General features: G+C 49.8%; 13 protein-coding genes. 3 read left to right on the plus strand and 10 right to left on the minus strand.

Translation table 11 applies throughout. From position 1 onward, the window contains the following. Position 1: 1 nt before the first annotated feature. The 3 genes from H6585_05080 (at position 2) to H6585_05090 (ending at position 2,115) form a co-directional block, all read left to right on the plus strand. Positions 2–571 (plus strand): hypothetical protein, encoded by a 570-nt coding sequence (locus H6585_05080; protein ID MCB9447701.1) that lies wholly within the window; start codon positions 2–4, stop codon positions 569–571. Between the two features lie 101 nt (positions 572–672). Further along, positions 673–1,458: a PhzF family phenazine biosynthesis protein gene (locus tag H6585_05085; protein MCB9447702.1), complete on the plus strand. Its 786-nt coding sequence runs from the start codon at positions 673–675 to the stop codon at positions 1,456–1,458. Between the two features lie 63 nt (positions 1,459–1,521). Continuing rightward, positions 1,522–2,115: a hypothetical protein gene (locus H6585_05090; protein ID MCB9447703.1), complete on the plus strand. Its 594-nt coding sequence runs from the start codon at positions 1,522–1,524 to the stop codon at positions 2,113–2,115. A 1-nt stretch (position 2,116) separates the two neighbouring features. Here the strand turns inward: H6585_05090 and H6585_05095 are convergent, their stop codons facing one another. From H6585_05095 to H6585_05140, 10 genes are all read right to left on the minus strand, one after another. After that, positions 2,117–2,674, minus strand: a complete 558-nt coding sequence (locus H6585_05095) for a hypothetical protein (GenBank protein ID MCB9447704.1) — start codon at positions 2,672–2,674, stop codon at positions 2,117–2,119. 248 nt (positions 2,675–2,922) lie between these two features. Next, positions 2,923–3,240: a hypothetical protein gene (locus tag H6585_05100; protein ID MCB9447705.1), complete on the minus strand. Its 318-nt coding sequence runs from the start codon at positions 3,238–3,240 to the stop codon at positions 2,923–2,925. 75 nt (positions 3,241–3,315) lie between these two features. Next, the gene (locus tag H6585_05105; protein MCB9447706.1) at positions 3,316–3,534 is read right to left on the minus strand and encodes a hypothetical protein; all 219 of its coding nucleotides are present in this window, start codon (positions 3,532–3,534) and stop codon (positions 3,316–3,318) included. After that, positions 3,527–3,883: a heavy-metal-associated domain-containing protein gene (locus H6585_05110; GenBank protein ID MCB9447707.1), complete on the minus strand. Its 357-nt coding sequence runs from the start codon at positions 3,881–3,883 to the stop codon at positions 3,527–3,529. Before H6585_05110 ends, H6585_05105 begins: the two co-directional genes overlap by 8 nt. A gap of 16 nt (positions 3,884–3,899) precedes the next feature. After that, entirely contained in the window at positions 3,900–6,125 is a 2,226-nt protein-coding gene (locus H6585_05115) for a TonB-dependent receptor (protein MCB9447708.1), read from the minus strand. 51 nt (positions 6,126–6,176) lie between these two features. Then, positions 6,177–6,563: a hypothetical protein gene (locus H6585_05120; protein ID MCB9447709.1), complete on the minus strand. Its 387-nt coding sequence runs from the start codon at positions 6,561–6,563 to the stop codon at positions 6,177–6,179. Between the two features lie 3 nt (positions 6,564–6,566). Beyond that, entirely contained in the window at positions 6,567–7,145 is a 579-nt protein-coding gene (locus tag H6585_05125; protein ID MCB9447710.1) for a thioredoxin family protein, read from the minus strand. 95 nt (positions 7,146–7,240) lie between these two features. After that, on the minus strand, positions 7,241–8,983 hold the full coding sequence (locus H6585_05130) for a peptide MFS transporter (GenBank protein MCB9447711.1): 1,743 nt from the start codon (positions 8,981–8,983) through the stop codon (positions 7,241–7,243). A gap of 47 nt (positions 8,984–9,030) precedes the next feature. Further along, positions 9,031–10,407: a peptide MFS transporter gene (locus H6585_05135; GenBank protein MCB9447712.1), complete on the minus strand. Its 1,377-nt coding sequence runs from the start codon at positions 10,405–10,407 to the stop codon at positions 9,031–9,033. Positions 10,408–10,541: 134 nt separating this feature from the next. Continuing rightward, positions 10,542–12,719 carry a S9 family peptidase gene (locus H6585_05140; protein ID MCB9447713.1) on the minus strand — a complete coding sequence of 726 codons (2,178 nt, stop codon included), beginning with the start codon at positions 12,717–12,719 and terminating at the stop codon, positions 10,542–10,544. Positions 12,720–12,826: the final 107 nt, after the last annotated feature.

A 12,826-nucleotide genomic window follows, 5' to 3' on the forward strand; every position in this document is an offset into this window, starting at 1 on the left:
TATGAAGAAGGCCCTGTATTTGCTTGCCGTATGCTCCCTGATCGGCTTTAGCAGCTATGCTCAGCCCAAAATAGGTGTTGGGTTCAGGTTGGGGGATTTGAGCGGTATTTCATTTAAGTCCAACTTTGGCGACAATGCCATGGAATTGAGTGTCGGGCGCCTCCTGCGCTTTGGCCATCCCAGTTACGAAGACTGGTTTTACCATTACAAAGCGTATAACGAGGATACATATGTATACAAGTATTCGAGTTTGCATTACCCGCTGGCTGTCCAGTTGCATTACCTTCGCCATCGTACCATTAGTTTTGCAGATCCGCTTCGTTGGTATTACGGTCTGGGTGCGCAGGTGCGCATGTTTCCGGTTGATTATACTTATTCCGATAATACCGGTGTGTATACGGTAAGAAGAAAATTCTGGGAAGCCGGTGTGGATTGGGTGATTGGATTGGAATACAATTTCCCCGATGTGCCCATCGGTGTGTTCATGGATGCACTGTTGTTGATGGAAGTCTATGATACGCCTTTCTTCCCCTGGGGACAGTTCGGTATAGGTGCCCGTTACAATTTCTGATATCTTAAATAAGGATAACACAAAGCCTTCCGTCATTCGGCGGAAGGCTTTTTTGTTGGCCGGTAGCTGTTATCTTTGAAGCCCACCAATTTGCTTTCTCTATGAATACCCTTTCCATATATCAGGTAGATGCTTTTACAAGCCATGTGTTCGGGGGCAATCCTGCCGCCGTTGTGCCACTCCAAACATGGCTTCCGGATGCAACGATGCAGGCCATTGCCATGGAGAACAACCTGGCGGAAACGGTTTTTTTCGTGAAGGAGGGAGAAAGTTTTCGAATCCGCTGGTTCACTCCGGCCCGAGAGGTGGACCTTTGCGGGCATGCCACCCTGGCTGCAGCCCATGTGTTGTTTCGGCATCTGTCCCACAGTGGCAGCGAATTGTGTTTCTCTTCGGCCAGCGGAATCCTGAAAGTAATCCGTGAGGGTGAGCAACTGAGCCTGGACTTCCCATCACGTCCGCCGGAGGCTGTTGATGTTCCCCCACAGGCCTTGACAGATGCATTGGGATTAGCACCTATGGCCATATTGAAATCAAGGGATTACCTGGTGGTGTACCCGTCGGAAAGTGATGTGCGTTCGATCTGCCCGGATTTTCGTTTGTTGCAATCGGTCGATTCCCTGGGCATTATCATCACCGCCCCCGGAGATAAGGTGGATTTCGTATCTCGCTTTTTTGCACCGGCGGCAGGTATTGATGAAGATCCTGTGACGGGTTCGGCGCATTGTACACTGATCCCTTACTGGGCACAACGCCTAGGCAGAAATTCGTTGCAGGCACTCCAACTGTCGGCCAGGGGAGGGGCGTTGTCTTGTGTACTTCAGGGTGATCGCGTGCTTATCTCAGGGCGTGCCGTCACTTACCTGGAAGGAAGAATTACCGTTTAAGAGGAATGATACCGCATTCTGGCAAAAAAATTGTATCATTATTGTAACGACCAATCTTTTGCCATGCGACGCTTCACCTCCATATGCATCGGTGTGTTTTTTTTGTTGGGTACCGCCGGATTTGCCCAGGTAAATAAAGACCCGTATACCTACTATCTCGGATTTTCACTCAAACCCCAGTCGATGGGTACCCAGATGGTTTCTTACTTCCTTCTGAAGTATCACGGGAGTGAGTTCAAGAGTTCGAGACCGATCACCCGTGAAAGTTTTATCCTGCAGATCATGGGACTGGAAGATTCACCTGCCAATCCGGAGCATGTGGACTGGTTCGAGGTGTACGAAGTAAAGTATTGCAAACTGGTGTATCTGGATTCGGCCATGAACAAAAAAGATTACCAGTGTCCGCTGATCACACAACTATGGAAACTTCGATACGAAGACAACCCGTTCTTTACGGAAAATGGCGATGACCGAGAACCGGGTTGGGGAAAGAAGATGGAGAACGGGATGCAAATGCCTTCTCCTGGGCAGATGGCCATCCTGAGAAAGTACGGAATCAAAAACTGGTTTGATGTGATCAAAGGCGAAGATATGTACCGCCTTCTTCATGACCTCTGTGATGATCAGTGGATCGCCAGGTACCAGGCCGCCCGCTGAGTTATTTGGAAGCCAACTCGGTGTAAGCCATGGATTCTTGAATGAGCCGGTCTCCTTTGTTGTTGGATTCGGATTGGCTGTAGTCTACATTCAAGGCGTTGTTGTAAACGCAGGTTTGGAGTTTCCCGTTCTGCAGATAGTACTGAAATTTCTTTTGCTGGTGCATCCGCCCACCTTGATCAAAGGGCTTGTCGTAGATACTTAGTTCTTTTACCACCAGGTACAATTGGCCTTCACGGAAATAGTATTCAGAGACGAGGATTTCACTTTCACCTTCACTTTGCACCGTCAGCTTGATGATCTTGTTTTCGTTATAAACCGCATCAATCAGGGATGTCCCCAGCTTTGCGAATTGTTGGGTTTCTTCTTCAATCGGTGTTTTGAAAATAACCTTCTGTATGATATCGAATTTGTTGATGCTGGCATCTGTCTGCAATGCAATCGCCAGGGCCTTATCCAACTCGGTGCTGTCAGAAGGTACTGTCATGCCCTGGGTAGGGATCCAAAGTCCGATACACACGATCAGTAGTTTGATTTTCTCCATCAGTGGTTGTCCCATTAAAGCTTGAATCCTAAGGAAGAAAGCGAGCAAATCCTTTGGGACTTCAGTAATCAAAGGAATTGCAAAAAAAACTCCTCCGGTGAAATTTACTGCGTCCGAAAAGCTAATCGTAAGTAAGTAAAGTAGAAAGCGAATCAACCCTGCCCGGGTTTTTGCTTATACGAATATGGGGTGAAAAGGTTTTGGGTTGAACATAAAAAAAACCGCACAAGGCGGTTTTCTTTATATGTGGATCAATTGTCCTTTTACATGTTGGTCTCTTCCGATTCCTTTGCCTGATCTTTGCTGAGAACCAGGTCCATGCCACAGGCCGGGCATTTGCCGGCTTCCGCGTAGGTTTTATTTCCTTCGCATTTCATCGGACAAACATACACGCCGGCTGCGTCATCGTAGTCGGCATTTCCATGGTCATGGTGATCGGCTTCTTCGCCGGTACCCGCATGTTCTTCGGTGGTTGTTCCGTCTCCTTCGCTTTCATCGTGGCCGCCGCCGCAGGAAGCAAGGAAAAGGCTTCCGCTGATGAACAGTCCGGAAAGAATCAGTTGAAGGTGCTTCTTCTTCATTGTTGCATTTGTTTTTAATGGTTTGAACGAAATTAGCAAAATAAATGCTTCCGGTCCTGCCCGTTCCGGGTACCTTTACATCTGTTCTATGTAATAACCGATGTCGGCGAGCGCGGCCGATATCCCGGGAATGAACTGTGGCTCGGTTTGCAACGTCAGCACCTTGTCAGGTGATGCAATATCCACCTTCCAGGACTTTATTTCCTCCCTTCCGTCCAGCAACGGCGTTACCGCTCCCACGCATCTGCCGCAATTGATGTTGGTCTTGAACCGGAATTCCCGCACATTACTCATGTTTACCTCCCGGTTTCTGGCAGCATCCGGGTAGTTTGCCGAATGCCTTCGGATCAGCTTTTACATCATCCGCATCATAACCCGCATCAGCAATGGCTTTTCGGAGTTCATCCGGATTGGTTTTGTCGGATTTATAAACCACTGTCACCTCTTTGGTGTCAAGGTCTACATTCGATTCAATCGTGCCTTTGACGAACCGTACGGCTTTCTCGATGCGCTCTTTGCATTCACCGCAGATGGCGGAGGTTTTGATGACCACCGTGTCGCGGTTGGCCTGTGCCTGCGCGGGCTGCAAGAATGAAAGACCGAATAAAAGAATCAGGGCAAATACTTTAACATATGTCTTCATGGTATTGGGTTTTAGGTTAGTTAAAATGGGTGCGGATGCCTGCATAAATGCTTCTGCCGTTTAATGGTCCCCAGATGAGGCTGCCATCAAAGTATGGACCAAATGGTGCGTCACTGCCAATAATGGGATCAGGTTGGGTATAGTTTGTCAGGTTCTCGACCCCGATGTAGCCTCTGAACCATTTGAATTCTTTGGAAACCTGGCTGTGAAGGATGACATACCGGGGCGAGTGGTTGTCACGCCTGTAGGCGTTGGGATTGGTTTCTGTGCCGGGGATGCGTGTTGTTCCGAAAGCGTTCATGGTGAAATCGATCTGCCACTTTCCATTCCTGCTTTCCCATGCCAGGTTCATCATGCCCCTGTTTTTCGGAACCAGGGCCCGCGATTGCAGGTGGCCTGCCGTTGTGGTTTGTACATCATACCTTCTGGCGGAAAGGCGGCATGTGAGGCGTTCCAGTGGTTCGAACGTCAGTTCCACCTGGGAGCTATGTGACCTGGAGGTGCCGTTTAACGATCCGTACACGATCTCATGCACGTTACGGTCCAGGTCGATCACCGCCTGGTTGATGAATACCGTGTAATAGTGATCGGCATTCAGTGATGCCTTGCGCCCGAACAGGGTGAACTTGCGTGTCAGGGAAACCCCGATGGTCCAGGCATCCTCCATGCCCGGGTCCCCGGTGATGACAAGTTTGCGGGAACTGGCAAAAATGGCAGGATTTTCCATAAAGAGGTGCGGATTGCGGAAGCCTCGGCCGGCAGAAATACGCAACGCCGTGAGGTCCCATGGGCTCCAGCGAACATGCAGTCGGGGTGTTACCTGAATTCCATACAGGTTATGGTAGTCGGCACGAAGTCCGCCGATCATTGAAAACCTATCGCTGTCTTCTATACTGTATTCCACAAATGGGCCGGCGGCCCAAGCGGTACTGTTGAAGATCGAATCAACGAATGTTTCCTTGTAGTCATCCACCTGCAGGCTGACCCCGGTTTTCAACAGGTTGTGGTGGTGGCCCTGCACCTGGAAGATGCTGTTGAAATAACCACTGTTGTGACTTCCGTCATACGTCCGGTTCCCAAAGCGTGCCGTTTGTTCGGTTCTGCGAACAGAAGTGATAAGCCCCAGGCTATGGTCGTGGTGCGATGGCATCAGGAAACCGTTTTTGGAAAAGGCTCCGTACTGGCGGATGTGTACATCCACACCGTATCCGTTGGTACTGTCGGATGCCAGATCGGGGTTGTATGTGGTTTGTCCTCCCAGCGTATGCCAGTCCATGAATTGTCCGGCCAACTGTCCTTCCATCTTTTCATACTGATATTTCCAGCGTTGCATGAGGTTTACTTGTTGTCCGGTGGGCATGTCCAGGAAGCCGTCCCCGTTGTTATCCACCTTCATGCCCGAATAGCTGGCGTGGGCGAGGGTCACAGCCTTCCATTTGCTTTTGCGCATCGACTGAAGATGGCCGTTGAACTCCATGCGCCCCTGGTGGTTGCCGAACAGGTTGATGAAGTATCGGTCACCTTTTCCTGGCATCACATAGGCCAGGTTGATCTGCCCGGTCATGGATTCGAAACCGTTCAGCACAGACCCGGTTCCTTTGTTGATACTGATGGATTCGATCCACGGACCGGGAACAAATGAGAGTCCGTACGCGGCGCCCATGCCCCTTATGAGAGGGATGTTCTCTAACTGGATCTGTGTATAAATGCCGTCCAGTCCCAACATCTGGATCTTTTTTGCCCCCGATACCGCATCCGAGTAAACCACATCCACCGCGGCATTGGTCTCAAAGCTCTCGCTGAGGTTGCAGCAAGGGGCTTTCTGAAGTTCGGCGGATGTGATGTATTGCACACCCCGACTGTCAAGCGTGGATATGTCGGTGGTGTTGCGGCGTTCTATTTTCTCTACCACCTGTAGCATGGTGCTTTTGGTGAGGTAGATCTGTAAAGGTTCAGACGGCGCTTTGCTCAATGTGATGGTGTCGCTGCCGTACTGGATGTGACTGACTACCAGATGAGCTGGATATGCACTCGGCTGGGGAATGCTGAAATGACCGTCGGCGTCTGTGGCGGTTCCCGTTTGGGTACCTGCCCAGTAAACATTGGCAAAGAGAATGGCTGCGGGTTTTGAGCCCTCCTCGGATTTTTCCAACACCCGGCCTTCTATGGGTGTTTGGGCATGAACGACCGGGCCGATGAAAATCAACAGGGCCGGTAGCCACTTATATATATAGGTAAACATAACATGGTTGTTAATGATGAGACAAAAGGATCGTACTCAGCAACAACAATGTCAGATAAGGTAGGTTTGCAAGAGGGCCAGTTTGTGGCCAACTGTGCAGGGAGGCGGTGGTTTGGTGAAAGCGCCGAACCGGGAATGATCCGGGCAGGTGTGGTTGGCAAAGGGCAGCAGGGTGCCTGCATTTGCCAGGGAATGTGTAATGAAGGAAGGAAAGGAAATTTCAGTGTGGTCGTTCACCTGGAAAGATGCGGCGGCGACCTTGTTATATTGGAATGTATTCTTGCAGCAACCGGCCATGCCACAACAGGGTTCCTGCGGACCGGTGATCACAAGCGACCGGTTCACCGCCTTGCCGTGGCAGTAGTGCGTGCCGATGGTAACGCCCATGGTGGATGTCAGCACCATGAAGGCAAGCAGGATATGCAGGATACGGTTCAAGGTTTATTCGCTTGAGTTGCTGTTTTGTTTTGCCAGGAACTCTTTGTTGTAATCATCCCACGATTGCTTCATATAAGCATTGTCGTAGATCCAGTTCAGCATGGATTCCATGGTCTTCACATCTTTATAACCGGGTGCAATGGTGATCCGGTTGATCTTTTCATCGAAGAAGACGATGGAGGGGTAGGATGGGCGGCCGTTCAACGCGCTGAGTGCGAATTCGTGGATACCTCTGTTACCTACATCTGAAAGATATTTGAAGGTATGGTCATTGAACACCAGCGAGTCGCGTTGTTCGGCGTTAAACTTAACGGCATAATAATGCTTGTTCACATAATCAACGATACCCGGATCCTTGAATGTGGTGGCATCCATCCGCTTGCACCATCCGCACCAACTGGTATAGAAATCGATAAACATCTTTCTCTTTTCCTTCTTGTTCAGCTTCACGGCCTCTTCAAAAGAGATCCAGTGAATGCCCTCTTCCTGAATGGTTGTTTCGGATCTGTATCTGAATGCCATCAAGCCGATGACCATGCTGGTCAAAGCAATGATAGCGCTGTATTTCATTGTCTTCTGCATAACTTGGGTACGAAGTTTGCTTCTTAAAGGTACAAAATCCGGGCCCTTTTTTCAAGGAGGTATTCCGAGCCCTTCGTCACATGTTACAACGGTACTTATTCGTCAATACCGTGCATCATCTTTTTCATTTTCTTGTTCAGCAGCAGCAGGGCGATACCGGCGACGGCGGAACTGATCACAAAAATGAAGAAGAAATTGGAAATGGAGCTTTTCTTGGATATCTCTTCCATGTAGCTACCGATCAATCCTGCCAGGAAATTGGCTACGAAGTTAGACAGGTACCAGACGCCGAACATGAAAGCCAGTAATCGTTTCGGTGAAAGCTTGTTTACATACGACAATCCTACCGGACTCAGGAACAGTTCTCCTACCGTGTGCAGGAAGTAAGCCATAACCAGCCAAATGATGCTTACACTGGCAGATGTAGCTCCTTGAGGAATGGAGGATGCCCCGAAGGAAAGTGCAAGGAATCCTGCACCGAGAAGAAAGAGCCCCATGGCAAATTTGATCGGACCGCTTATGTTCCGGTTGCGTTTTGACAAGTATGCCCATGCATTGGAGAACAACGGCGCGAGTGAGATGATGAAGAACGAGTTCAGCGTTCCGAACCAACTGGCAGGGATTTCCAATGTCTTGTCATCAAAATTCTTTTCGTTGATCATGTAAATGACCCCCCAGATGATAGCAAAACTCAGTCCGGTAAAGACGATGGTCAGCGGATATTGCTTGGCGATACGCACGGCCAGGCTCCCCAGCACCCAGGTAAGGATGAGCATCGGAATAACCGTCAATGCAATGCTGATGATCTGAAACGCCCGGATTTCACCTTCACTCACCAACGAACGATTGGTGAAGTCTTTGGCAAAAAGTCCCATGGTGCCACCCGCCTGTTCAAAGGCCAACCAGAAGAAAACGGTGAAAAAGGCAAGGAGCGCAATCACGCCCAGTCGGTCCTTTTCCACTTTGGGGTAGCGTTTGAGGCGGTTCAAGACAAAGAATAGCATAATGCAAATGAATGGCAACACGCTTGCATACTGAATGGCGATGGATGCATAGGGCACCTTGAACCAGGCAATAATGGTGGCGACCAGCACGGTCAGGCTAACCCCCAATAAGGTCACATCGCGTTTGGTGAAGGGTACTTTTTCTTCCGTGCGTTCTGGAGAAGAAGGGCGGTCAGGCCGTTTCAGTTTGGTAGGGCGCAACCCGATTTCGCCGAAAATGTTCTGACCGAAATAGAATTGCAGCATACCGAAGAACATGAAGATACCTGCGCAACCGAATCCGTAATTCCAGCCGTAGGTTTCTCCGAGCCATCCACAGATCAGCATGCCAAGGAATGCACCGGCATTCACACCCATGTAAAAGATGGTGAAAGCCGAGTCTTTCTTTCGGTTTTCCGGGGGGTACATGTTTCCGACAATGGACGAAATGTTGGGCTTGAAAAGTCCGTTGCCCAGGATCAGCAGGGTCAAGCCCAGGTAGAATGTCGGTACACTTTCAAAGGCGAGGGAAACGTGCCCGAGGGTCATCAGCAGGGCACCTGCGGTGACAGCATTCCGGAAACCCATGACACGGTCGGCCAGCCAGCCACCCACCAAGGGGGTCAGATACACGAGGCTGGTGTATGTGCCATAGAGCATCAGCGCTGAACTCTGGTCCCAGCCGAAACCGTGTTTACTGATGTCACTGACCAGGTAAAACACCAGGATCGCCCGCATACCGTAGTAGCTGAAGCGTTCCCACATTTCCGTAAAGAAAAGAATGAATAGTCCTACCGGGTGACCAATGATGGTTTTCTGGTTGTCTTCCGATCCTCCAAACTGATTCAAAGTCAAAACAAGAAAATTAGGATTCTACTTCCGTTCTCTGCGTTTCCGGTTACCTATGCGGTGGCGGTGTCGGCCACTTCAAAGCCTTCGGTTTCATGTTCGTCAGCCGTGATGTCTTCAGCACCGTGGGTCAGGGCTTTGAGTTTTTTGAGGAATACCCTCAGCAACAAACCGAACGCAACCGTGAAGATGAATATGCCCAGAAAGATCTCCATCTCTCCTGCTGACTGTGCTTGTTCGCCCAGGATGCCGGCGAGTTTGTTTCCGAGTCCGGTTGCTGCGAAATAGGCCCCCATCATAAATGAGGCATATTTCACAGGTGCAAGTTTCGTGATAAATGAAAGGGCGGTTGGCGATGCGCAAAGTTCGCCAATGGTATGCAGGAGATAGGCGCCGATGAGCCAGTACAGGCTTGCCTTTCCATCAGCGGAAGAACTGCTTTCCATGGATGCGCCGGTCATCAGCAGAAATCCAAGTCCCATGATGATGGTACCGGATGCCATTTTTAATAAGGTTGAAGCCTCTTTGTTTTTCAATTGGCGGTTGGCCCAGAAGTTGGCCACCAGCGTACCGAACAGGATGATAAATCCGGGGTTGAAAGCCTGGAACCAGGTGGTGGGCATTTCCCACCCGAACAGGCTCCGGTTCACCTTCTCATTGGTATAAATATTCATCAAACCACCGGCTTGTTCAAAAGCGCCCCAGAATACGATGATGATGATGAATGAAAGCAGCAGGACGACCATCCTGTCCCGTTCGATTTTGGTCAGCGGGCGTTTGAGGTCCACGCCGGATTTCTCAAGGTCCTTGGCAGATTCTCCGATGCCTTTCAGGTATTTCTGCCCCAGGATAAAAGTAACCTGACCGATGATCATGCCGATACCTGCCAGTCCGAACCCATAGTGCCATCCGTATTTTTCTCCCACGCCACCGGCGATCAGAGCCGCCAGCAGGGCACCACAGTTGATGCCCATGTAGAAAATGGTGAAGCCTTTGTCACGACGGATGTCGCCTTGTTTGTAAAGTCCGCCAACGATGGTAGAGATATTCGGTTTGAGGAGTCCCACGCCAAAGACAATCAGGGTAAGGCCGGAGACAAAGCAATAGATGCCTTCAAATGCCAGCACGCTTTGTCCGATGCATAATAGCAACCCGCCCAGCATCACCGCTTTCTTTTGTCCCAACAAACGGTCGGCGATGATGCCCCCGGGAATGGACATGACATACACCGCCATGGTATACCATCCGTAAATGGAGAGGGCGAAGGTTTTGTCCCAACCAAGGCCCGGATTCTGTGCGGTTGCTTCCGTGTACATATACAATGTCAAAATGGCCCGCATGCCATAGTAACTGAAACGTTCCCACATTTCGGTGAGGAACAGAATGTAGAGACCTTTGGGATGGCCGAATAGGGTTTCCTGTTTTTCCATGTTTATTGGTGTTTAACCAGAATTAGATGCGGGTATCTGATGGTTTCGGTGCGGCGAAAGATAGATAAAAATTATCAATCGTTCCGCTCGTGCCTTTCCCCACGTTTTTCTTCCGTTAGCATCCCAATTGTTGTTTACAGGTTGCGGAGCAGGAACTCTGTCATCTTGGAATACAGGTGCAATCGTGTGTTACCGCCGTAGATGCTGTGGTTCTTGTCGGGATACACACCCAACTCAAAAGGAATGTTCTTGTCGACCATGGCGCGGATCATTTCGGCTGCATTCTGGAAATGCACATTGTCGTCCGCCATGCCATGAATGAGCAGGTATTTGCCTTTGATCTTATCCACAAAATTGATGGGGGAGTTGTCGTCATATCCGCTGGGGTTTTCCTGAGGGGTTTGCAGGTATCTTTCTGTGTAGATGGAATCGTAGTAACGCCAGTTGGTGACAGGCGCCACGGCGATGGCGGTTTTGAAATAATCGGCCCCTTTGGTGATGCATAGTGAAGACATGTAGCCCCCGAAGCTCCAGCCCTGGATGCCGATGCGATCCTTGTCTACAAATGTGAGGCTTGACAGGAAACGTGCAGCTTCGATCTGGTCTTCCGTTTCAAGTTTGCCCAGGTTCTTGTAGGTGCAGTTTTTGAATGCCGCTCCCCGGCCACCGGTTCCGCGGTTGTCTACCGATACCACGATGTATCCCTGCTGGGCCATGTACAGGTGCCACAGGTGCGTTGGGCCGCCCCACTGGTTGGTAACGGTTTGTACACCCGGACCTCCGTATACATACATCAACACCGGGTATTGTTTGTCGGGATTGAAGTTTGGCGGTTTGATCATGTACCCGTTCAGCAGGGTTTCTGTCTGGGTCATGAACTTGAACATTTCCGTTTGGGGTAGGTTGTATTCGGAGAGGGTCTTTTTTAATTCATCATTGGTTTCCAGGTCGCGGATGAGTTTGCCTGATTGTTCGTGTAGGGAGATTCTGCTTGGCGTATTGATATCCGACCAGAAGTTGATGAAGTACTTCATGCCGTTGCTGAAGCTTGCTTCATTCCATCCTTTCTCCGGTGTCAGCGATTTTTTGCCTGTTCCGTCAATCTTGATGCTGTACACCTGGCGTTCGGTGGCACCCGGTTCCGCAGAGCTATAATATAAGGTCTGTGTATTTTCATCGATCCCGTAAAACGAAGTGACCTCCCAAGTGCCTTTGGTGATCTGGCGCACTTTGGTGCCTTTCATGTCGTACAGGTAGATGTGCTTGTAGCCGTCGGACTCACTTGTCCAGATGAAGTGTTGTCCGTCGTTCAGGAAGTACTGGTCGTCATCGATGTCGATGTAGGTGTCCGAAGTCTCCTTTAACAGGGAGGAGCGCTCCTTCGTGGTGGTATTGTAACCGATCAATTCCAGTTCGTTCTGATGGCGGTTCATGAAGTACACGCACAACAGGTTCGGATCGTGGGTCCATTTCACCCTCGGAATGTACTCATCGGGTGAGGTGCGGATACCTGTTTGTGTGATCTTCTTGTTTTTAAGGTCGTAGACAAGTACACTCACTTTTGCATTCTCTTCGCCTGCTTTCGGGTATTTGAACCTGTATTCCTCAGGATAAAGGTTGCCTTCATATTTAGGGAAAAAGTATTGTGGTACGGCAGATTCATCAAACCGGTAAAAGGCGATCTTGTTGCCATCCGGCGACCAGAAGAAACCCTTGTCGAATGCAAACTCTTCCTCATACACCCAGTCGGTGCGGCCGTTGATGATCTGGTTCTCGGTTCCGTCTGTTGTGATCTGTTCTTCCAGCATGCCTTCCAGGTCAATCACAAACAGGTTGTTTTGCCTTACAAAGGCGATCCTGTTGCCGGTAGGTGAAAAGGTAGCAAACAGAAGCTTTTCTCCTTCCGATACCTTGGATGCCTTCTTGGTGGCACGGTCGTATATGTAGTAATTGGACATGGAGGAATGCCGGTAAATCTTCTCGGTTTCTGTGGATACAAGAATTTTGGACTCATCCGGACTGAACCCATAGTCATCAAAATCAAGCGGCGGGTTCACCCAGGTCGACTTTAGTAAAGTGTCTACCGCTTTGCCGGTCTTGTAGGCATATTGAACGATGGCTTTCGACCCGTCAGACAGGTACGCCATGGATGTATAGTTGCTGCCGTCTTTCATGGAGTTGATGCCCCAAACGTAGTCCTGCCTGAACTTGGGACTCGTCCAGATGTCTTCCAAGGTCAACTTTTTCTGGGCAAATCCCAATGTGGTGGAAAGTAAAAACAAAGCGCATGCGCTGGCGCCCGTACGGGTCATTTTTATGCTCATTTGCAACGTGTTTCTTTGATATTCTTGCTAATTTCCGACTTCTTTTAGTTACGGGAAGGTCCCGCGAAAGTAGAGGATATTTTAAAAGGATTCAA

It is taken from the genome of Flavobacteriales bacterium (genome assembly GCA_020635855.1).
Lineage (GTDB): Bacteria > Bacteroidota > Bacteroidia > JACJYZ01 > JACJYZ01 > JACJYZ01.